Annotated in this window: 23 protein-coding genes and 1 pseudogene; 5 read left to right on the forward strand and 19 right to left on the reverse strand. The window is 62.8% G+C overall.

The annotated features are described in order from the left end of the window. Positions 1-236, forward strand: a 236-nt coding sequence (locus GTP44_RS27520; protein WP_229256911.1) for a hypothetical protein, incomplete at its 5' end; no start/stop codon positions are given. A 51-nt stretch (positions 237-287) separates the two neighbouring features. On the opposite strand, the pseudogene GTP44_RS28215 reads toward GTP44_RS27520, so the two are convergent. From GTP44_RS28215 to flgB, 6 genes and pseudogenes are all read right to left on the reverse strand, one after another. Further along, positions 288-800 (reverse strand): annotated as a pseudogene (locus tag GTP44_RS28215) (RCC1 domain-containing protein); the annotation flags it as partial. 131 nt (positions 801-931) lie between these two features. Beyond that, a complete protein-coding gene (gene flgF / locus GTP44_RS13625; protein WP_161019870.1) occupies positions 932-1,672 on the reverse strand; it encodes a flagellar basal-body rod protein FlgF in 741 nt (246 codons plus the stop codon). Between the two features lie 33 nt (positions 1,673-1,705). Continuing rightward, positions 1,706-3,256, reverse strand: a complete 1,551-nt coding sequence (locus GTP44_RS13630) for a flagellar hook protein FlgE (protein ID WP_161019871.1) — start codon at positions 3,254-3,256, stop codon at positions 1,706-1,708. Positions 3,257-3,285: 29 nt separating this feature from the next. Continuing rightward, a complete protein-coding gene (locus GTP44_RS13635; protein ID WP_161019872.1) occupies positions 3,286-3,981 on the reverse strand; it encodes a flagellar hook assembly protein FlgD in 696 nt (231 codons plus the stop codon). A gap of 16 nt (positions 3,982-3,997) precedes the next feature. Beyond that, complete coding sequence (flgC, locus tag GTP44_RS13640) at positions 3,998-4,408, reverse strand: flagellar basal body rod protein FlgC (protein WP_160990680.1); 411 nt, start codon at positions 4,406-4,408, stop codon at positions 3,998-4,000. Positions 4,409-4,410: 2 nt separating this feature from the next. After that, positions 4,411-4,839 (reverse strand): flagellar basal body rod protein FlgB, encoded by a 429-nt coding sequence (gene flgB, locus GTP44_RS13645; protein ID WP_160990681.1) that lies wholly within the window; start codon positions 4,837-4,839, stop codon positions 4,411-4,413. A 154-nt stretch (positions 4,840-4,993) separates the two neighbouring features. On the opposite strand from flgB, the gene flgA reads away from it, so the two are divergent. From flgA to GTP44_RS13660, 3 genes are all read left to right on the forward strand, one after another. Beyond that, positions 4,994-5,689, forward strand: a complete 696-nt coding sequence (gene flgA, locus GTP44_RS13650) for a flagellar basal body P-ring formation chaperone FlgA (RefSeq protein ID WP_161019873.1) — start codon at positions 4,994-4,996, stop codon at positions 5,687-5,689. A 99-nt stretch (positions 5,690-5,788) separates the two neighbouring features. Then, positions 5,789-6,106: a flagellar biosynthesis anti-sigma factor FlgM gene (flgM, locus tag GTP44_RS13655; protein ID WP_160990683.1), complete on the forward strand. Its 318-nt coding sequence runs from the start codon at positions 5,789-5,791 to the stop codon at positions 6,104-6,106. A 7-nt stretch (positions 6,107-6,113) separates the two neighbouring features. Further along, on the forward strand, positions 6,114-6,590 hold the full coding sequence (locus tag GTP44_RS13660; RefSeq protein WP_161019874.1) for a flagella synthesis protein FlgN: 477 nt from the start codon (positions 6,114-6,116) through the stop codon (positions 6,588-6,590). On the opposite strand, the gene motD is transcribed toward GTP44_RS13660, so the two are convergent. From motD to GTP44_RS13705, 9 genes are all read right to left on the reverse strand, one after another. Beyond that, complete coding sequence (gene motD / locus GTP44_RS13665; RefSeq protein ID WP_161019875.1) at positions 6,591-7,367, reverse strand: flagellar motor protein MotD; 777 nt, start codon at positions 7,365-7,367, stop codon at positions 6,591-6,593. A 1-nt stretch (position 7,368) separates the two neighbouring features. After that, on the reverse strand, positions 7,369-8,115 hold the full coding sequence (locus GTP44_RS13670; protein ID WP_160990686.1) for a flagellar motor protein: 747 nt from the start codon (positions 8,113-8,115) through the stop codon (positions 7,369-7,371). Further along, positions 8,097-8,828: an RNA polymerase sigma factor FliA gene (locus GTP44_RS13675; protein ID WP_160990687.1), complete on the reverse strand. Its 732-nt coding sequence runs from the start codon at positions 8,826-8,828 to the stop codon at positions 8,097-8,099. The genes GTP44_RS13670 and GTP44_RS13675 overlap by 19 nt, the downstream gene beginning before the upstream one ends. A gap of 19 nt (positions 8,829-8,847) precedes the next feature. Beyond that, positions 8,848-9,648 carry a MinD/ParA family ATP-binding protein gene (locus GTP44_RS13680; RefSeq protein WP_160990688.1) on the reverse strand — a complete coding sequence of 267 codons (801 nt, stop codon included), beginning with the start codon at positions 9,646-9,648 and terminating at the stop codon, positions 8,848-8,850. Beyond that, the gene (gene flhF / locus GTP44_RS13685; RefSeq protein WP_161019876.1) at positions 9,641-11,080 is read right to left on the reverse strand and encodes a flagellar biosynthesis GTPase FlhF; all 1,440 of its coding nucleotides are present in this window, start codon (positions 11,078-11,080) and stop codon (positions 9,641-9,643) included. The genes GTP44_RS13680 and flhF overlap by 8 nt, the downstream gene beginning before the upstream one ends. Positions 11,081-11,212: 132 nt before the next feature. Then, positions 11,213-11,557, reverse strand: coding sequence for a hypothetical protein (locus GTP44_RS13690; protein ID WP_229256912.1), 345 nt, complete (start codon positions 11,555-11,557; stop codon positions 11,213-11,215). 43 nt (positions 11,558-11,600) lie between these two features. Continuing rightward, a complete protein-coding gene (gene flhA, locus GTP44_RS13695; protein WP_161019877.1) occupies positions 11,601-13,724 on the reverse strand; it encodes a flagellar biosynthesis protein FlhA in 2,124 nt (707 codons plus the stop codon). Next, positions 13,721-14,911 carry a flagellar biosynthesis protein FlhB gene (gene flhB / locus GTP44_RS13700; protein WP_160990691.1) on the reverse strand — a complete coding sequence of 397 codons (1,191 nt, stop codon included), beginning with the start codon at positions 14,909-14,911 and terminating at the stop codon, positions 13,721-13,723. Before flhB ends, flhA begins: the two co-directional genes overlap by 4 nt. A gap of 143 nt (positions 14,912-15,054) precedes the next feature. After that, complete coding sequence (locus GTP44_RS13705) at positions 15,055-15,771, reverse strand: pseudouridine synthase (RefSeq protein WP_160990692.1); 717 nt, start codon at positions 15,769-15,771, stop codon at positions 15,055-15,057. A 125-nt stretch (positions 15,772-15,896) separates the two neighbouring features. Here GTP44_RS13705 and GTP44_RS13710 point away from each other — a divergent pair, with 125 nt between their 5' ends. Then, entirely contained in the window at positions 15,897-16,184 is a 288-nt protein-coding gene (locus tag GTP44_RS13710; RefSeq protein WP_229256913.1) for a hypothetical protein, read from the forward strand. A 171-nt stretch (positions 16,185-16,355) separates the two neighbouring features. On the opposite strand, the gene GTP44_RS13715 is transcribed toward GTP44_RS13710, so the two are convergent. The 4 genes from GTP44_RS13715 to GTP44_RS13730 are packed head-to-tail and all read right to left on the reverse strand — an operon-like array spanning position 16,356 to position 19,384. Continuing rightward, positions 16,356-17,345, reverse strand: coding sequence for a S49 family peptidase (locus tag GTP44_RS13715; RefSeq protein WP_160990693.1), 990 nt, complete (start codon positions 17,343-17,345; stop codon positions 16,356-16,358). A 20-nt stretch (positions 17,346-17,365) separates the two neighbouring features. Next, positions 17,366-17,731, reverse strand: a complete 366-nt coding sequence (locus GTP44_RS13720; protein WP_161019878.1) for a Rieske (2Fe-2S) protein — start codon at positions 17,729-17,731, stop codon at positions 17,366-17,368. Next, positions 17,732-18,391 (reverse strand): HAD-IIIA family hydrolase, encoded by a 660-nt coding sequence (locus GTP44_RS13725; RefSeq protein WP_160990695.1) that lies wholly within the window; start codon positions 18,389-18,391, stop codon positions 17,732-17,734. A 9-nt stretch (positions 18,392-18,400) separates the two neighbouring features. Further along, complete coding sequence (locus GTP44_RS13730) at positions 18,401-19,384, reverse strand: RluA family pseudouridine synthase (RefSeq protein WP_160990696.1); 984 nt, start codon at positions 19,382-19,384, stop codon at positions 18,401-18,403. Between the last annotated feature and the right edge of the window lie 110 nt (positions 19,385-19,494).

The following is a 19,494-nucleotide window of genomic DNA, read 5'->3' on the forward strand; positions in this document are numbered from 1 at the left end:
TCGCCCAGCTTCGTCAGCTTGGCTTCGCGCTCCTGCGCAGCAAAAAGGTTGGGTTTCATCATGGCAGAGTCGTCAAGGTTGATGCGCTGACATCATGCCACGGCCGGGCCGGTTTTTCGAGGCCCCCCATATTTGTTGTTTCCAAAACACTTTGCACCGCCGGCAATATCGGTATAACACGTAACAGAACTATAAGCCTTGATAGCAACAACATCATTCATGCCGGCAGCATATAAAGGCGTCTCACTTTTAGGGATAGAAGTGTTTCTATTAAGTTGCCCCCCCAAATTCGTCCCCCAGCAATATACATTCCCATAATTATCTATCACACAAGCGTGATTTGATCCAACAGTCAGGGCTTTAGCGGCTCCAGTTGGTATTTGCACCTGAAGAGGTTTTCTGCTAGAGGCCACTGCACGGGTACCGAGCTGACGCTGGTCGTTTATACCCCAACAAAAGACCATTCCGGTCGATGTTAAAGCACAAGTAAAAAAGGCACCTCCGTCAATGGCTACAATCTGGTATTGCTCCAAGCCCTCAACCGTTACAGGCGTAGTGCTAGTACCAGATATTGAATTTCCCAATTCACCATAACTGTTACCTCCCCAGCACTTGGCTCCACCTGTGGCTAAAGCAGCGCATGAGTGAGCAGTACCAGCACCCACGGCTGTTGCCACCGCAGCATGAGAAAGTGACGAGCTAAAAATGACGAAAAACACTACCATCGCCTGGAGACATAAGATCAAGTGCAGTTTTATTTTACGATCAAATCGCTTTAGAAATCTCATGTACATTTGCATCCCTTTTTAAATAGACATGAAAATAAGTGTACATCAGAAAAATTCCAAAAAGCAACAAATTTAACCTCAGCAATATGATATTTTCATTAAAATCAAATATAATTAAAATTTCAAAAAAAATAATAAAATATTTAACTTAATGATAATATTTGAGTGGCTTTTGCGGCGTTATTCTCGGCGTTCTTCATCAGGCTCATTTGCATTTCAAACTGCCTTGCCAGGCTGATCATGTTGACCATGGAGTCGACCGGATTGACGTTGCTGCCCTCCAGCACGCCATCGACCACGCGCACATTCGGATCGTTCTCGGCCGGCGTGCCGTCGGCCTGGCGGAACAGGCCGTCGTCGCCGCGTATCAAGCCCTTGACGTCCGGGTTGACCAGTTTCAGCCGTCCCAGCACATTGGCCGGGCCGGGCGCGAAGTTGTCGTTGACCACGCTCACCGTGCCGTCGCTGGCGATGGCGATCTTGGTGTCCGGCGGCACCGCGATCGGACCGCCGTCACCGATCAGCGTCTGCCCGCTGGTGGTCTGCAGGATGCCGTTTTCGGTGATCTTCAGCCCGCCGTTGCGGGTGTAGGCCTCCGAACCGTCGGCCGACTGCACCGCCAGCCAGCCCTGGTCGCGGATGGCGATGTCGAGCGAGCGGCCGGTGGTCTGCATCGGCCCGGAACGGAAGTCCGCGCCGACCGTTGAGTCGACCACGAAGGCGCGTGTCGGCAAGCCCTCGGACACCACCGGCACCGCCCGGAACGAATCGAGCTGGGCGCGAAAGCCGGTGGTGGTGGCGTTGGCCAGGTTGTTCGACACCGTGGCCTGCTGCTCCATCACGTGGCGGGCGCCGGTCATCGCGGTATAGACGAGACGGTCCATGATTGACTCCTATACGTCGATTAACGCAGCGCTTTAACGCAGATTCACCAACGTCTGCAGCACCGAGTCCTGGGTCTTGATGGTCTGCGCATTGGCCTGGTAGACGCGCTGCGCGGTGATCATGTTGACCAGCTCGGCCGTCAGGTCGGTGTTCGAGGTTTCCACCGAGCTGGCGCGCAGCTGACCCATGGCGCCGGCGTTCGGCACGCCGATGGTCGGCGGGCCAGAAGCCGCGCTTTCCGACCAGGCATTGTTGCCCAGCGGTGTCAGGCCGTCGACGCTGGCGAAGTTGGCCATGGCGATCTGGCCCATGGCGCGCGACTTGCCGTTGCTGTACTGGCCCAGGATCACGCCGTTTTCATCGATCGAATAGCGCTGCCAGGAGCCGGCCGAGTAGCCGTTCTGCTTCGAGCCCAGGTCGTTGGTCACGCTGCCGTACTGGGTGGTCTTGTCGAAGGTGGTCGAGACCGTCATCGGCTCCTGCGCGCCGGTGTCGGGGAAAATCGGCAGCTTGACCTGGAACGGCAGCGTTTGCGGCGGGTTCATCAGCGCCATCGCTTGCGAGTCGAGCGCGCCGTTCTTGGTGAACAACAGCGTGCCGATCTTGACCGCCGGCACCGTGGTGGCGGCGCCCAGCAAGGCGTTGATCTGGTCCGGCGTCTTACCGGTGATCGAGCCGCTGCCACTCGGGTCCAGCGCGGTGAAGGCGCTATCGATGGCGGCGAGCTGCGCGTCGGTGGCGCCGGCGGTGACAGCGGCACCGCGCATGGCGTCGCGCGCGGCACCGGCGTAGTTGGCGGCGGCAGTCGCGACGGCTGCCGTATCCGGCGGTACCGCGCGTACCGCGTTATTGTATTCCAGGCGCGCGGCCACCACGGCGGGATCGGTGTTGACGGCGGCGGCCACACTGGCCGACAGGATCTCCTTGTTGTCGGCGGCGGCGTACACGTCCCAGGTGTTGGCATCGGTCTTGACGTAGTAGGTGGTCATGATGTGCGCGGTGCCAAGCGAGTCGTACACGTCCAGCACGGTCTGCTTGTTGTAGCTGGTCGGATCGTTGGCGTCGAACGGAATGGTGGTGGGCACCTTCTCGGCCGAGCTCAGGTTCAACTGGAAGTTGGCCTCGGTGGTTTGCACCGGCGTCAGGTCGGACTTGTCCAGCGTCAGCGGCACCGGCGCGCCCAGTTGGATCACGCCGGCGGTGTTGGCCAGGTAGCCGGTCAGCTGCGCGCCCTGGGCGTTGACCAGCGTATGCGTTTTGTCCTCGTGAAACTGGCCGTTGCGCGAATACTGCACCGCGCCGTTGACCACCAGACGGAAGAAGCCGCCGCCGTTGATCGCCACGTCCAGCGGGTTGCTGCTGCTTTCGATATTGCCCTGCGTGAATTGCTGCGCCAGTTTGGACACAGTCACACCAATCCCCGGGTTATTGCCCGACACGCCGTTCAGCGAGTTGGCGTACAGGTCGGCAAACTGCGCTTGCGAACTCTTGAAGCCGACGGTGCTGGCGTTGGCGATGTTGTTGCCGATGACGTCCAGCGATTTGGATGCGGCGTTCAAGCCGCTCAACCCTTGTTGGAACATGGTATTCCCCTATCTCAGTGTGGTACTGCTTACAGAACTTCCTTGATGTCGCTCATGCTGAAATGGCCGAGCGAGGTATTGAGCTTGACGCCGCCGGCGCCGGTCGACACGCTGGCCACCGCCGCCAGTTGCAGCGGCGTCGCGGTCACCTTGCTGCCGGCGTTACTGGCGCTGACGGCGACGGTGTAGTTGCCGGCCGGCGCGGTGGTGCTCTTGTCGTCCATCAGGCCGTCCCAGGTGATCGGGTAAGTGCCGGCCGCGGCGTTGGTCATGCTCATCGTGCGCACGGTCTTGCCGGTGGCGTTCTTGATCTCGATCGACACCGCCTGCGAATCGGACGGCAACTCGATGCCGAACATGCTGGAACTGCTGGTCTTGCCGTCGGCGTCGGTGGTGGTGCTCAGCGTCAGGCCCTTGCCTTCGACCAGCACGCCCTTGCCGATCAGGCCGATCGCGGTGGCCGACTGGGTGCTGGCGATGTCGCCGCGCAGCGTTTCCAGCGTGGCGTTGACCTTGTTGATGCCGGTCACGGTCGACAGCTGGGCCAACTGGCTGGTCATGGCCGCGTTGTCCATCGGGTTCAGCGGGTCCTGATTTTTCAGCTGCGTCACCAGCAGCGTCATGAATTTGTCCTGGTCCGCCTGCACGCTGTCGGTGCTGGTGGTCTTGGTGTTCGGCGTCGAGTTGACGGCGGCCGGGGTGTCGATAATTCCGCTCACGCTCATGATGGTCTCTTCTTAATTACGTTTGACCGATGGTCAGGGTTTTCAACAGCAGCGTCTTGGCCGCGTTCATGGTTTCCACGTTGGTCTGGTAGGAGCGCGAGGCCGACAGCATGTTGACCATCTCATCCACCACATTCACGTTGGGCATCGTCACATAGCCGTTCTCGTCGGCGGCCGGGTGCTTGGGGTCGTACATCATCTTCATCGGCGACTGGTCTTCCACCACCTGCTTGACCCGCACCCCGGTCGACGTGCCGCCGTTGGTCGGCGTCTGCGCCTCGAACACCACCTGGCGCGCGCGGTACGCCTCGCCGCTGGCGCTGGTGGCGGAATCGGCATTGGCCAGGTTGGAGGCCACCACGTTCAGACGCTGCGCCTGCGCGCTCATCGCCGAACCCGAGACATCGAAAATTTTAAACAGCGACATGATCAGTTCCCCGGCTGGATGGCGGCCAGCATCGCCTTGATCTGGCCATTAATGGCGTTAATCCCGGCTTCGTAGCGGATGGCGTTGTCGGCAAACTGGTTGCGTTCGACGTCCATGTCCACCGTGTTGCCGTCCACCGCACCCTGCACCACGCCGCGGTACAGCAGCGGCGTGCCGTCGGCCAGCGTACCGGCACCTTGCTGAGGGCTGGGGTAATGCTTGCCGGCGGTGGTGCTCAGCGTCGGCTTGGCGTTCGGGTCGGCCTTGTCCATGGCGGCCTGCAGCGCGCTGGTGAAGTCGATGTCGCGCGCCTTGTAATTCGGTGTGTCCGCGTTGGCGATATTGGAAGCGATGACGCTCTGGCGCGCCGAGCGCAGACTCAGGGCGGTCTCATTGAAGCGCATATAATCGTCTAGCTTGCTGCCGAGCATGATTCGCTCCCCTTCCACATTGATGACAGGATCGATGATACGGAGTTGCCTTCCGTAACCATCGACCGATAAGCAGCCGATTTCCCGCCTTATTCGCCGCTTCAAGATCAGCCCGCCCCACTATCATGGCAACATTGAACCGGAACCTCACATCATGAAACCACGCCTGCTGATCACTACGCTGTTGACCGCCGCCTTGAGCGCCCACGCCGGCGCCCAGACCGGCCGCCAGGAAGTGGCCGTACTGAAAAGCACGGTCGAACAATTCCTGCAGGTGCAGGCCGGCGGCCTGCCGGGCCAGGTCACGGTCAACGTCGGCGCCATCGATCCGCGCCTGAACCTGGCGGCCTGCGCCGAACCGCAGGCGTTCTTCATGCCGGGCGCGCGCGCCTGGGGCAAGACCACGGTCGGTGTGCGCTGCGCCGCGCCCGCCACGTGGACGGTCTATATTCAAGCCAATGTGACAGTGGTCGGCGAGTACATCGCCGCCGCCGCGCCGCTGGTCCAGGGCCAGCCGATCGACGCCGGCCAGCTGACGGTGCTCAAGGGCGATCTGACAATGTTGCCTGCTGGCATAGCCACCGACGTTAGCCAGGTGATCGGCCGCAGCGCCACGGTCTCGCTACCGCCGGGCACGCCCTTGCGGCTCGATACCTTGCGCAGCAAACCGGTGGTGCAGTCCGGCCAACTGGTGCGGCTGGTGTCCAGCGGCAGCAATTTCAGCGTGTCGGCCGAGGGCCGCGCCATGAGCACGGCCGGCGACGGCCAGGTGGTGCAGGTCAGAACCGGGAACGGCCAGCAGATCAGCGGCATCGCCAAGACCGGCGGCCTGGTCGAGGTGGCATTTTGAGCAATAAAAAGCACGCCGCGCCGGCTAAAGTTTACCGCCAGACCGCCGTTACCGACTCAGATCCCGGAGTTTCGTACTCCTAGCTGAGAAGGAAATGCTGTGAAAGTCAATGACTCATTAAAGAGCACGCCCGGCCTGCCGTCGACGCCGGCCGCCGCTGGTGCGACCGCGCGTGGCGCGGAAAAAGCGGCCCAGACCGCGGCGACCAACGTCGCCTCGGACAATGTACGCCTGTCGCCGCAAGGCCAGGCAATGGCGGCCAGTTCTGCCAGCGGCGCCAACGCCGTGTTCGACACCAAGAAAGTCGAACGCATCAAGTTGGCGATTGCCGATGGTCAGTTCCAGGTCAACTCGGAAAAAGTAGCGGATGGCTTGCTGGATACCGTCAAGGATCTGCTGCACTCACGAAAACGATAGGATTATCATGGCCACCGTCACCCCGCTGAACAGCCTGCGCGAAGAAGAACACATCATGTCCACACTGCTGGACTTGCTGCGCCAGGAACAGCAACTGCTGGTGACGGCGGACATTGAAGGCCTGCCGGCCGTCACCAGCCGCAAGACCGCGCTGGTCACCCAGATGACGCTGCTGTCGGCGCAACGCCACCGCACGCTGGGCAAATGTGGTTTTCCCGCCGAGGAAGCCGGCATGGACGCCTGGATTGAAGCCAGCGGCGAAGCGCGCGAGGCGTCGGCCAGCCTGTGGCAGGCGCTGCTGCAACACACGCGCGCAGCCAAGGAACTGAACCGCATCAACGGCATGCTGATCAACAAGCAGATGGGCCATACGCAGGACGCGCTGCAAACGCTGCGCCCGCAAGGCGCCACCGCCAACAACTTCTACGGCCCGGGCGGCATTTCCACCTCGGTGCCGCGCAGCCGCGGCTTCCTCGCCGGCTGATTACTGCGCTGGCGCGACGGGCGTCGGCAATTCCGTTGATGGATCGGGAATCCCCGACAATATCGTGACCGCCACGCGACGGTTGCGCGCGCGGCCCTCGGCCGTGTCGTTGCTTGCCACCGGCTGGTTGGCGCTGAAGCCGACCGCGGTCAGGCGTTCCGGCGCCACGCCGGCGTCGATGAACAGCCGCACCACGCTGCTGGCGCGCACCGCCGACAATTCCCAGTTGGAAGGAAAACGCGGATTGCCGATCGGCTGATTGTCGGTATGCCCTTCCACCTGCACATGATGCGGGTCGGCCGCCAGCAGGCTGGCCACCGCGCGCAGCGCCTCCACCGACGCCGGCATCAGCCGCGCGTCGCCCGGATCGAACAGCACCGAGGCGTTGATCTCAACGCTGACGCCGCGGCTATTCTGCGTCACCCGCACCTTGCCCTCCTTCACCAGCGGCGCCATGGTGGACAGCAAATCCTGCGCCAGCTTGGTCATCTGCTCTTTTTCCTTGCGCAGCAACTCGGTGCGGCGCTTCAGGCCGGGATTAGGAATCGGCAGGTTCTGCACCTGGGTGTTGACCGGCGTGGCCGAGCCCTGGCCGCCGAAGGCGTTGCCGAGCGCATCGGAGAACACTTTGTACTTGCCGATGTTGACCGCCGAAATCGCATACATCACCACAAAGAACGCGAACAGCAGCGTGATGAAGTCGGCATAGGAAATCAGCCAGCGTTCATGGTTCTCCGGTTCATCGTCGAACTTGCGGCGGGCGCGGCGGTACTGCATGTCAGTGCTCCCGCATCAGCGTGGCGATGCGTTCGTCGATGACGCGCGTGTGGTCGCCGGTGGCGATGTCGTAGAACACCTGCGCGGCGATCTCCTGCTGATGCACGGCCTGGGTGACGATGGCCTTGAGCTTGTTGGCGATCGGGTAGAACAACAGGTTGGCCAGGCCGACGCCGTAGATGGTCGAGACGAAGGCGATGGCGATGCCGGAGCCCAGCTTGCTGGGGTCGGTCAGGTTTTCCATCACGTGGATCAGGCCCAGCACGGCGCCGAGAATGCCGATGGTGGGCGAATAACCGGCCGCCGATTCCCAGATCCGCACCGCCTGGCGCTCGGCCGTTTCATAGGCGGTGATTTCGGTGTCCAGCAGCTGGCGCAGCTTTTCCGGCGCGATGCCGTCGACGATCAAGCGCAGGCCCTTGACGTTGAACGGGTCCTTGGACGACAGCATGTAGCGCTCCAGCGACAGCAGGCCGTCACGGCGCGCGGCCTGGTTCCAGGCGGTGATGTCGCGCGCCAGCAGCGCGCGGGTATCCGGCGGCGGCGCAAACACCAGCCGCAGCATGCGCAGGCCGCGCACCAAGGTTTTGAAGCGGGTTTGCAGCAGCACCGCGCCGAACGTGCCGATCACCACGATGGCGAACGCCGCCGGCTGCAGCAGCGACGTCAGCTTGCCACCCTCCAGCGTCTGGCCGATGATGATGCCGGCCAGCGCCAGCAGCACCCCGGCTACGCTGGCCCAGTCCAAGACCGCTCCCGGAGTGAGGCGCGCAGACGCGCCACAGCCTGCGTATGCAACTGCGATACGCGCGATTCGGATACGCCCATCACGGCGCCGATTTCTTTCAAGTTGAGCTCCTCTTCGTAGTACAAGCCCATCAGCATCTTCTCGCGCTCCGGCAGCAGGTCGATGGCGTCGATCACGGCCTGGCGGAAGTCGCCGTCGAGCAACGCGCGCAATGGATCGGCGTCATCGTCGGCGGCGTAGCGGTCGAGGAAACTGTCGTTGCCGTCGTCGTCGTGGAAATCCTCGTAGTACACCAGCTGGTGGCCGCCGCCGTCGCCCAGCATTTCCTGGTAGTCGGCCAGCGACAGCTTGAGCGACTTGGCCACTTCCGATTCGCTCGGCGGCCGGCCCAGGCGCTGCTGCAGCGTCGACATGGCGGCCTCGACCTTGCGCATGTTCTGCCGCAGCGAGCGCGGCAGCCAATCACTGCTGCGCAGTTCATCCAGCATGGCGCCGCGGATGCGCAGCACCGCGTAGGTTTCAAACTGGGCGCCATGCGTTTCTTCGTAACGGCTGATGGCGTCCAACAGGCCGATCATTCCGGCTTGCACCAGATCGTCGACTTCGACGCTGGGCGGCAGTTTCGCCTTCATGTGGTGGGCCAGGCGCTTCACCAACGGCATGTGCTCCGTCAGCAAGGTATCCTTGTCCGCTTTCCCTTTTACCGTATACATTCGAATATTTATTATTTAATCAAGCGCGCAGTTGGTTGTTTCCCCCCAGCGCAAAGCGGCCCGCCAGTTGGCGGAACGCGACCGAGGCCCCGGCCAGCGGAAACGCATCGACCACGGCGCGCCCCAAGCGCGCCGCGCGTTGCAGATACTCATCCGCCGGCACCGATCCCATCGACACCAGGTTGACGGCAAGGTAACGACTGGCCGCCTGTGCCATATTATCGTAAACCACCCGCGCTTCGTCCTCGGAGGCGCCGGTGACCAGAATGCCGAACGGCCGGCGGCCCAATTCCTGGTTCAGCCGCTTAATCATACTGTACGCCGCCTTGATCGAGGTAGCGCTATTGGCAACTTGCACCACAATATCCGAGCTGGCCATGACCGGCACCGGGAAAGCCTCGCCGTCGAATTCGCCGTCGACCAGCACCATGCCGGTCTGCTTGGCCAGCACGTCGAAGGCCTTGGCCAGGCGGCGCGTGTCATCCGGCCCCGAGCGCGGTGTGCCGCGCGTCATCGAGGCCACCGCGAAACCTTGCGGCACCTGGTGGATCACCTGGTTCAGCGCGCACTCCTGGCGCGCCACGTTCAGCAGGCTGTGGCCGCCATCGATGCCGAGTCGGGTGGCGACGCCGTGGGCGCTGGCGCAGGCGTCGACCACCAGCACGTCGTTGCCGGCGCGGGACAGCGAGGCGCCCAGGTTGACCAGCATCGAGCCCTTGTCGTCCTGCGGCGTGGCCGACAGGAAGGTGACGATGCGGGGCTGCGGCCCCGCCAGCATGCGGCGCAGGCCCTCGGCCTGGTCGAAATTGAAGTTAGCCAAGGTGCACCTCGCGCGCGGCAGCGAAGCCACCCAGGTCGGCGCCCATCAGCAGCGGCAGTTCGGCGTCCTGATACTGGCTATTGACGCTGTCGCGCTTGAGCTTGAAGGCGCGGTCGATCAGGTAGACCGGGTCGGCCAGATGCAGGTCTTCCGGCACGCGCTGGCCGTTCGACACATAGAACAGGTTGAGCTTGTGACGGATCACCACGTCCAGCGCGTTGCCGATCGCGGCCGCCTCGTCCAGCTTGGTCATGATGCAGCCGGCCAGGCCACTGCCCTGGTAGGCGCGCACCACTTCGCTCAGGGTTTCCTGGGTGGCGGTGGCGTTCAGGCACAGCAGGCGCTTGACGTCGCTGCCTGCGCCCTGCAGCATCGACACCTGTTCGGTCACCATCTGATCGCGCTGGCTGACGCCGACGGTGTCGATCAGCACGGTGTGCTTGTTCTTCAGCTCTTTCAGCGCGATGCGCAGGTCGGCCTCATCCTTGACCGAGTGAACCATCACGCCGAGGATCTTGCCGTAGATGCGCAACTGTTCGTGCGCGCCGATCCGGTAGGCGTCGGTGGTGATCAGCGCCAGCTTTTCAGGGCCGTGGCGCATCACGCAGCGCGCGGCCAACTTGGCGGTGCTGGTGGTCTTGCCGACACCGGTCGGGCCGACCAGCGCGAACACGCCGCCCTGGTCGATCAGCGCGTCTTCGTTGGCCATGGTTTGCAGGTTGCGCGCCAGCACCGTCTTGATCCAGCGCAGGCTGTCGGCGGCGTCGCGGCCGGCCGGCAGTTTTTCGATCAGGTAGCGCGCCAGGCTGGCCGAGAAACCGGCCGCCAGCATCTGGCGCAGCACGGCGGTCTTCTGCGGTTCGCGCGCTTGCGTCGCGCCCCACGACAGTTCGGCCAGCTGGGTTTCCATCATGCCGCGCATGGCGCGGATTTCACTCATCATGCCGCTCATTTCGGCGGCGGCCGATTCCTTGGCGCTGGCGACGGCGGCGCTGACCATGGCGGCGATCTGTTGGGCGTCGATGGCGGGTGCTTTCGGCTGCGGCGCCGGCGCGCTGGTGGCGGCACGCGGCGCGGAAGGTGCGGGCGCGCTGGTCGCAGCAACGACGCGGCGCGGCGCGGCTGGCTGCAGACTGGCCGGCTGGGCGGCCGACACCGGCGGCGACATATGCGGCAATTCATCCTCGAAACGCGGCTCGACGCGGCGCGCGATGGCCGGCGCGCTCAGGTCCAGCGACGGCGCCGGTTCGGCCATCGGCGAGTGTGGCGCCGGCATCGCCAGCGAGGCGGCATCATCGTTGGCCAGCGCGAGGATTTCAACCACGCCATCGGATTGACGGTTGGACAGGATCACGGCGTCGGGGCCGAGGGATTCGCGGACTTTGCGCAGCGCTTCGCGCGAAGTCGGGGCGGTAAATTTTTTAACGTTCATGACCGTCTCTCAAGGGAAGCAGGTTGAGCAGCGCGTTCGCCATGGCGCACGCCTTACTCCAATGATTCCATTATTAACGATGCACTCTGGAAACGATCTGATGAACAGGGGCAGAAATGACCCGCATTTCAGTCACCGAAAACCTCGCCGAGCGAAGCGGCATCGACGAAGTTCAGGGCCCATGCCGACAGCTGCGCCACCTCCGCCGTTGCCCCCCCTGTCCTGCCAACCCTGCACCTCAATATGCAGCAATACCCAGCGCTCGCCACCTTCCCGCAAATAGACATGCACCAACTTGTCCAGCAAGCGGCTGCCCAGCTCGCCGTCATGCGACAGGGCCGCCAGTTCCTGGTCGAGAAAATCATGCGGGCGCGACCAGTCGATCGCGGCGTGGGCGGCAGGGAAGTAGAAGGCCATGAATTCCGGGAAGAGATCGGTGATCGCTTCCTTCCATGGCGTGTCGTAGTCGTCGTCCATGCAGGCAGTCCAGGCCGCCCGCATGAACGCGCCACGAGATGGATCAAGCCGGCTGCTGGCCCACCAGCGCGGTCACGCGGATGGTCTTGCTTTCCGGGATTTCCGCATGCGACAGCACCTTCAGTTGCGGCAGCGAGCGGCGCAGGAAGCGCGACAGCAAGGCGCGCAGCGGACCCGGCACCAGCAACACCGGCGTCAGCCCCAACGCCTCCTGCTGCTGGGTCGCCGCCGCCGCCTGCTGCGCAATCGTATCGGCCAGCCCGGGCTCGATGCCGGCGCCGTCCGGACCGCTGGCCGCCAGCGCCTGCATCAGCAAGCGTTCCAGACGATTGTCCAGCGTCATCACCGACAGCTCGCCGGCGCCGGGGAACAGCTGCTGCACAATCGCCCGCCCCAGCGCGATGCGCACCAGCGCCGTCAGATCGCCGGGATCTTGCGTGTGCACCGCGTGCTCGGCCAGCGTTTCGATCACGGTGCGCATATCGCGGATATGCACGCCTTCGACCAGCAGATTCTGCAACACCTTCTGCAGCGTCGAGATCGACACCATCTTCGGCACCAGATCCTCCACCAGCTTCGGCGATTCCTTGGCCAGATGATCGAGCAGCGACTGCACCTCGGCCCGGCCCAGCAGCTCCGACGCATGGGTGGTGATCAGGTGATTCAGGTGCGTCGCCACCACCGTGCCGGCATCGACCACGGTATAGCCCATGCCCTGCGCCTGATCGCGCAGGCTGGCGTCGATCCACACCGCCGGCAGGCCGAACGCCGGATCGGTGGTCACCAAGCCTTGCAGCGTGCCGGTCGCCATGCCGGGGTTGATCGCCAGGAACTGTCCGTTGAAGGCCTCGCCGGTGCCCACCTCCACGCCCTTGAGCGCGATGCGGTAGGCCGACGGTTTCAACTCCAGGTTGTCGCGGATGTGCACCGGCGGCGCCAGGAAGCCGACCTCCTGCGCGAACTTCTTGCGGATGCCCTTGATGCGCTTGAGCAGCTCGCCGCCCTGGGTTTTGTCCACCAGCGGAATCAGCCGGTAGCCCACTTCCAGGCCCAGCGTATCGACCGGCATCACGTCCTGCCAGCTGGCCTCCTCCTGCTCGGACGCCGCCGCGGCCGCCGGCGCCGCCGCTTCGGCCGCCGCCGTCTCGGCCGCCACCTTGCTGACTTTTTTCTTCGACATCAGATAGGCGCCGCCGGCCAGCGACCCGGCCAGCAGCAGGAACACCAGGTTGGGCATGCCGGGAATCAGGCCCATGCCGCCGATGATGCCGGCGGTGATGTACAGCACTTCCGGCTTGGCGAACAGCTCGCCCACCAACTGGCCGCCGATGTCCTGATCGTTGGCCACGCGCGACACCACGATACCGGCCGCGATCGAAATAATCAGCGAAGGAATCTGCGCCACCAGACCGTCACCGATGGCCAGCAGCGTGTAGTTCTTGGTCGCGTCGGCAAACGGCATATCGTGCTGGATCACGCCGACCAGCAGGCCGCCGATCACGTTAATCACCGTCACCATAATGCCGGCGACGGCATCGCCGCGCACGTATTTCGAGGCGCCGTCCATGGCGCCGTAGAATTCGGCCTCCATCGACACTTCGCTGCGGCGCTTCTTGGCCTCGGCCTCGCCGATCAGGCCGGCGTTGAGGTCGGCGTCGATCGCCATCTGCTTGCCCGGCATCGCGTCCAGCGCGAAGCGCGCGCCCACCTCGGCGATACGGCCGGCGCCCTTGGTCACCACGACAAAGTTGATGATGGTCAGGATGATGAACACCACGATACCGACCGTGTAGTTACCGCCGATCAGGAAGTGGCCGAAGGCCTCGATCACCTTGCCGGCCGCGTCGGCGCCGGTGTGGCCCTCGGTCAGCACGATACGGGTCGAGGCCACGTTCAGCGACAGGCGCAGCATGGTCGACACCAGCAGGATCGCCGGGAAGGACATGAAGTCCAGCGGCTTGACCGTGTACAGCGCGGTCAGCAGCACGATCACCGACAGCGCGATATTGAAGCTGAAGAAGATATCCAGGATAAACGCCGGCAACGGCAGGATCATCATCGCCAGCAGCATGATGATCAGGATCGGCGCCGCCAGGCTGGCCTTGTTCTGCGACGAGGCCAGTCCTTGCAGCCATGGCGGTAATTTCACGTTGGCGAGGGCGTTCATGCAGGTGCTCCATTATTCAAATCTGTTGGCTTGCCGTGCTTGGGAATATAGGCCGGGTCCAGCGGGTCCATGGTGGGCGGCACATCGAGTTGCTTCGGCTCGACCGGACGGTTGCCGCCGCCGCGGTTGAACAGGCGCAGCTGGAACACATAGGCCAGCACCTCGGCCACCGCCGCGTACAACTGTTCCGGAATCTCGTCGCCGATCTCGGTGTGCTTGAACAGCGCGCGCGCCAACGCCGGCGCTTCCAGCAGCGTGACCTTGTGTTCCTTGCCGAGCTCGCGGATCTTGGCCGCCACCTCGTCGGTGCCCTTGGCCACCACTTTCGGCGCGCCGCGCATGTCATCGCTGTACTTCAGCGCCACCGCGTAGTGGGTCGGATTGGTGACGATGACGTCGGCGGTCGGCACGTCGGCCATCATGCGGCGGCGCGCCATCTCGCGCTGCATCTGGCGGATCTTGCCCTTGATTTGCGGATTGCCGTCCGACTCCTTCGATTCCTGGATCAGTTCCTGGCGGGTCATCTTCAGCTTGTCGGCGTAGTGCCACATCTGGTACGGCGCGTCGATGGCGGCGATCAGGCCCAGCGCGCCGACGATGAACATGAAGGCGGCCGCCAGCATATTGGCGGTGTGGGCGATGCCCAGCCTGAGCGGCTCGACCGACAGGCCGATCACCGCGTCCTTGTACTTCAGCACCACCAGCCAGGCGACAAAGCCGACCACCACCGTCTTGAGGATGGCCTTGCCCAGCTCGACCAGCGCGTTCTTCGAGAACATATTGGTGATGCCCTTGGCCGGATTGAGCTTGCCGAAATTCGGCGTGAACGATTTGGCGCTGAACAGCCAGCCGCCCACCAGCAGCGGCGACGCCAGCGCCACCACCATCACCGCCACGCCCAGCGGCAGGCAGGCCAGCAGCACCTGCACCAGATCCTTGACGACGCGGCGCAACAGCACCTCGGCGTTGAAGATCTGCTCCTGGTCCAGCGTCAGCCCGGACACCAGCACCGCCTCCAGCTGGCGGATCACCATGTCGCCCATCACCCACAGGCCGGCGCCGGCCGCCATCAGCACGGTAAACGTCGCCACTTCCCGCGAACGGGGAACGTCGCCCTCTTCACGCGCCTGTTCAAGGCGCTTGGCTGACGCGGGTTCGGTCTTTTCGGCGTCGCTATCTTCTGCCATATCGGGTCTGCCTGCTGCGTGGATTAATTTTCAACAGTGCCATTATCGATGGCGGCGGCAGCAGAGCATCGGTGGAATACGACGGGTTTTCACCGCCATATCCACGATTCCATACGGAAATTAAATCGCCGGGGCGGCGAATCTCAGGCGGGGGCCAACAACGCCAGTTGTTCCGGTGTCAGGTAGCACCAGTCACCCTCTTCGATACCAAGCGACGCCAGGGTCAGGCCGCCGATGGCGGAACGGTGCAGCGCCGAGCAATGGTTGCCGGCGGCGGCCAGCATGCGCTTGACCTGGTGGTATTTGCCTTGTTCCAGCACGATTTCCAGCTGATGGTCACCACGCTGAATACAGGTCTGGGCCGCCAGTGGCGCCGGCTCGTCGTGCAGCTTGACGCCGGCCAGCAGCTCGGCGATCAGCGCCTCGGTGACCGGCGCGGCGGTGGTGGCTTGGTAAATCTTCGGAACGTGGCGCTTCGGCGACGATTGTGCATGGATAAAGGCGCCATCGTCGGACATCAGCAGCATGCCGGTGGTGTCGTGGTCGAGCCGGCCGACCGGTTGCACCTCGCGCCAGGTGAACTCTTCCGGCAGCAGCGTCAGCACGCCCGGATGATGGCTGGGCTTGCGCGAACATTCATAGTTCTGCGGCTTGAACAGCGCGATATAGACGTGTTCGCGGTACACCACGTCCTCGTCGAACAGGCGGAATACCAGGCCATCGGTCTCGATGGCGGCTTTGAAGTTGTCGTGCACCACGCCATCGATGGTGACTTCGCCGTCCTCGATCAGGGAGCGGCAGTATTTACGGGTGCCGTAACCCTGCGATTGCAGGATGCGGTCCAAGGATAATTTGCTCATGGCCGCGATTTTACAGGAGTATGCATTCTTGATACATATCAAGCCATGCCCAGTTTCTATTGATAGACTGAAACCGCATTAGGAATTCCCCTACCACGCATCAGAATACTCAGCAGGACTTGATCATGACGCACACTGCCAACCCAGCGGCGCAAGCCCAGGCCGCCCTTCACCGTACCACGCTGCTGCTGGCGCGCTGCCGCAACGGCCAGGCGCCGCTCAGCGCCCAGTCGCTGTGGCATCAGTATCAGCAAACGCTGTTCCTCGCCTGGCTGGACGCCGGCGGCTTCGCGCAAGAGGAAGCGCCGGAAAAAGAAAACAGCGGCGCGGAGCCGCTGTTTTCAGCCCCACAAAGGGACTTGAACGAGGAATCGAAATTCTCTCGGGTCCGCATCAACGATGCGGTTGAGTAGTTCCATCAAATCATATTGAAGCAAGAACGTGCTGACAACAGACTAGTGTTTATATCGGCCCTCCTTGGAAAGAACTACATCACCAATATAGTTCACCACCTCGGATATGCAAGTCAAAAAGAGACTGGATTGATAATGTTAATCGGCAAGCCAGTCATCCGACAACGCAGGCTAATGCAGGCTCGGCCGTACCGCATCGAGCGCCGACTTCATCGCGCCGGCGCCCATGGCGGCGCCGAATTTCTTCAGCACGCGCTCCTGCAGCCCCTCATGCGTGGTGTAGTCGACAATATCCTCGGCCTTGACCACGTCGCGCGCCACCGAATCGACACTGCCGTAGGCGTCGGCCAGGCCGAGGTCGATCGAGCGGGCGCCGGTCCAGAACAGGCCGGAGAACATATCCGGCGTTTCTTTCAGGCGCTTGCCGCGGCCGGCGCGCACCACGTCGATGAATTGCTGGTGGATTTCATTGAGCATTTGCTGCGCGTGCAGCTTGTGTTTTTCAGTGAGCGGGCTGAACGGGTCCATGAAACCCTTGTTCTCGCCGGCGGTCAGCAGGCGGCGCTCGACGCCCAGCTTTTCCATCGCGCCGGTGAAGCCGAAGCCGTCCATCAGCACGCCGATCGAGCCGATGATGCTGGCCTTGTTGACATAGATGCGGTCGGCGCCGGCGGCGATGTAGTAGCAGCCGGAGGCGCAAATCTCGTCCACCACCACGTACAGCGGCTTGCCCGGATAGCCTTTGCGCAGGCGGACCATCTCGTCGACGATCATGCCGGCCTGCACCGGACTGCCGCCCGGGCTGTTAATGTGCAGCACTACCGCCACCGAGCCGCTGTCGGAAAACGCCTTGTTCAGCGCCGGAATCACCACCGCGGCAGAGCCGCTACCCTCCGACTCGATGGCGCCCTCCACTTCGATCAGCGCCGTGTGGCGGCCCAGCGTCTCGCTGTCCGAGCCGGTCCAGCTGATGTCGAAATACGCGCTCAGCGCGAACACGATCACCAGCAGCGTCACCGCCTTGAAGAAAATACTCCAGCGGCGCGCGGCCTTCTGCTCCTTCAGCGTGGCAAACACCAGTTTTTCCAGCACAGCGCGCTCCCAGTGGGCGTCGGCCGGCTTGGCCGGCTGGGGTGGGGTCGAATCGAGGTTATCACTCATGGCATGCTTCTTCTTATCAATCAGGCGCGCGCGGGGCGCACATAGTCATCCGGTTGCCAGTAAATCTGCTGATCATGCTCGACCACGGTAATCGGCCGCAGCCGGCCGCCACGGCACGGCCCGCCGGCGCATTGCCCGGTCTCCGGCACGTAGACGGCGCCATGGGTCGAACACATCAGGTACAGCTTGCTGGACTCGAAGAACTCGCCCTCGGCCCAGTCCAACTCGATCGGCACGTGGGCGCAGCGGTTCAGGTAGGCGTAGGCCTTGCCGCCGTGACGCACGACAAAGCCGGTAGCGTCGTCGCCGCCCGCCGTCAGCGGGAAGCGCACGCCCTTGCCGCCATCCTCGATGGCGTCCGAGGCGCACAGCAGAATCTCGTCCATTTACGCGTGCTCACTCAGCCATTGATGCAGTTCGGCCACGGTTTTGGCCGAGAACAGCGGCTGGCAGGCCCGCAGTTGCTCGACCGGATGCGCGCCGTACTCGACCGCGATACCGGCCGCGCCGGCGTTATTGGCCATTAGCAAATCATGGGTTGTGTCGCCGATCATCACGGTACGTCGCATATCCTGGCCCAACTCCCGCGTTAGCTCCTGCAACATGGCCGGATGCGGCTTGGAGAAGGTTTCGTCGGCGCAGCGCGTGGCGTCGAACAAGGACAGCACTTTGACATCATTCATGGCGCGGTTCAAGCCCACCCGGCCCTTGCCGGTGGCCACCGCCAGGAAATAGCCGTTGTGCGACAGGTCCTCCAGCATGTCGTGCACGCCGGGGAACAGGCTGATCTCGTGATCGCGCGACAGGAAATGGTAACGGTAGCGCTCCACCATGCGCGGATAATACGCCGGATCGATTTCCGGCAGCACCGCCTGCATCGCCTCATGCAGGCCCAGCCCGATGACATGGGCGGCCATCTCATCGCGCGGGATCGGCAGCGACAGGTCGCGCGCGGCGGCCTGGATGCACTTGACGATGGTCGAGGTCGAATCCATCAGCGTGCCGTCCCAGTCGAAGACGATCAGATCAAATTGCTTTCTTGGCATGTATTTGCGTTAGTTAAGAGGTTTGCCCAAGCTTACCAAGAAGCGCTCGCATTCGGCGGCCAATGGCGCGTTCAGCGTCATCTTTTTACCGGAATCCGGATGGGTGAAGGTGATCTGATGGGCGTGCAGGAACATGCGTTTCAGGGCGCCACGGGTGTCGGTGGCTTTTTGCAGCGCCTTGTTGAGTGGAAAATCGCCATATTTGTCGTCGCCCAGGATCGGAAAGCCCGACGACGACAGGTGGACGCGGATCTGGTGCGTGCGGCCGGTCTTGAGTTCGGCCTCCAGCAAGGCGTAGCCGTCGAATTTTTTCAGCAACGAAAAAATCGTGTGCGACGCCTGGCCGCCCTCGTCCGACACCGTGACGCGGCGCTCGCCGTCGGCGGTGGTGTATTTATGCAAGGCCAGCTTGATGTGCTGGCGCGTATTTTTCCAGTCGCCCGCCACCATGGTCAGGTAGCGCTTGTCGGTGTCGCCGTCGCGCATCTGCTCGTGCAGGCTGGTCAGCGCCGAGCGTTTCTTTGCCAACAACAACAGACCCGAGGTTTCACGGTCCAGCCGGTGCACCAGTTCCAGGAACTTGGCGTCCGGGCGCGACGCGCGCAACTGCTCGATGACGCCGAACGACACGCCCGAACCGCCGTGCACGGCCACACCGGCCGGCTTGTCGATCACCAGCAGGTGGCTGTCCTCGAAAATAATCTTGAATTCGGCGGCCGGCACGTGGTTGTCCGGTTTTTCGGCCAGGCGGATCGGCGGAATCCGCACCACATCGCCTTCCACCAGACGGTACAGTTGGTCGATACGACCTTTGTTAACGCGCACTTCACCCGAGCGCAGGATGCGATAGACGTGACTTTTCGGCACGCCTTTGCAAACACGCAACAGGTAGTTATCGATCCGTTGACCGGCTTCTTCTTCAGCAATGGTGACGAATTGGGCTTGCAGCGGGGCGGACGTTGAAGCGGGAACAACATCTTTTTGCATCTTCATTTGCTCTGTCTTCCCAGAAATCTCTCTAAGTCCTTCATTTTGAATATATAATCGTTTCGCTGCGGTTCTCACTGCGGCAAGTGTAAGAATAAAAGTACATTTTACACAGG

It is taken from the genome of Duganella lactea (assembly GCF_009857505.1).
Taxonomy (GTDB): domain Bacteria; phylum Pseudomonadota; class Gammaproteobacteria; order Burkholderiales; family Burkholderiaceae_D; genus Rugamonas; species Rugamonas lactea.

Coding starts and splice junctions, on each gene's coding strand:
- GTP44_RS13715 (WP_160990693.1), bottom strand. CDS start 17,345: ATGAGTGATAACCTCGATTCGACCCCACCCCAGCCGGCCAAGCCGGCC.
- GTP44_RS13720 (WP_161019878.1), bottom strand. CDS start 17,731: ATGGACGAGATTCTGCTGTGCGCCTCGGACGCCATCGAGGATGGCGGC.
- flhF (WP_161019876.1), bottom strand. CDS start 11,080: ATGAACGTTAAAAAATTTACCGCCCCGACTTCGCGCGAAGCGCTGCGC.
- flgB (WP_160990681.1), bottom strand. CDS start 4,839: ATGCTCGGCAGCAAGCTAGACGATTATATGCGCTTCAATGAGACCGCC.
- motD (WP_161019875.1), bottom strand. CDS start 7,367: ATGCAGTACCGCCGCGCCCGCCGCAAGTTCGACGATGAACCGGAGAAC.
- GTP44_RS13630 (WP_161019871.1), bottom strand. CDS start 3,256: ATGTTCCAACAAGGGTTGAGCGGCTTGAACGCCGCATCCAAATCGCTG.
- GTP44_RS13705 (WP_160990692.1), bottom strand. CDS start 15,771: ATGAGCAAATTATCCTTGGACCGCATCCTGCAATCGCAGGGTTACGGC.
- GTP44_RS13730 (WP_160990696.1), bottom strand. CDS start 19,384: ATGAAGATGCAAAAAGATGTTGTTCCCGCTTCAACGTCCGCCCCGCTG.
- flhB (WP_160990691.1), bottom strand. CDS start 14,911: ATGGCAGAAGATAGCGACGCCGAAAAGACCGAACCCGCGTCAGCCAAG.
- GTP44_RS13710 (WP_229256913.1), top strand. CDS start 15,897: ATGACGCACACTGCCAACCCAGCGGCGCAAGCCCAGGCCGCCCTTCAC.
- GTP44_RS13725 (WP_160990695.1), bottom strand. CDS start 18,391: ATGCCAAGAAAGCAATTTGATCTGATCGTCTTCGACTGGGACGGCACG.
- flgC (WP_160990680.1), bottom strand. CDS start 4,408: ATGTCGCTGTTTAAAATTTTCGATGTCTCGGGTTCGGCGATGAGCGCG.
- GTP44_RS13635 (WP_161019872.1), bottom strand. CDS start 3,981: ATGAGCGTGAGCGGAATTATCGACACCCCGGCCGCCGTCAACTCGACG.
- flgF (WP_161019870.1), bottom strand. CDS start 1,672: ATGGACCGTCTCGTCTATACCGCGATGACCGGCGCCCGCCACGTGATG.
- GTP44_RS13675 (WP_160990687.1), bottom strand. CDS start 8,828: ATGTATACGGTAAAAGGGAAAGCGGACAAGGATACCTTGCTGACGGAG.
- flgA (WP_161019873.1), top strand. CDS start 4,994: ATGAAACCACGCCTGCTGATCACTACGCTGTTGACCGCCGCCTTGAGC.
- flhA (WP_161019877.1), bottom strand. CDS start 13,724: ATGAACGCCCTCGCCAACGTGAAATTACCGCCATGGCTGCAAGGACTG.
- GTP44_RS13690 (WP_229256912.1), bottom strand. CDS start 11,557: ATGGACGACGACTACGACACGCCATGGAAGGAAGCGATCACCGATCTC.
- GTP44_RS13660 (WP_161019874.1), top strand. CDS start 6,114: ATGGCCACCGTCACCCCGCTGAACAGCCTGCGCGAAGAAGAACACATC.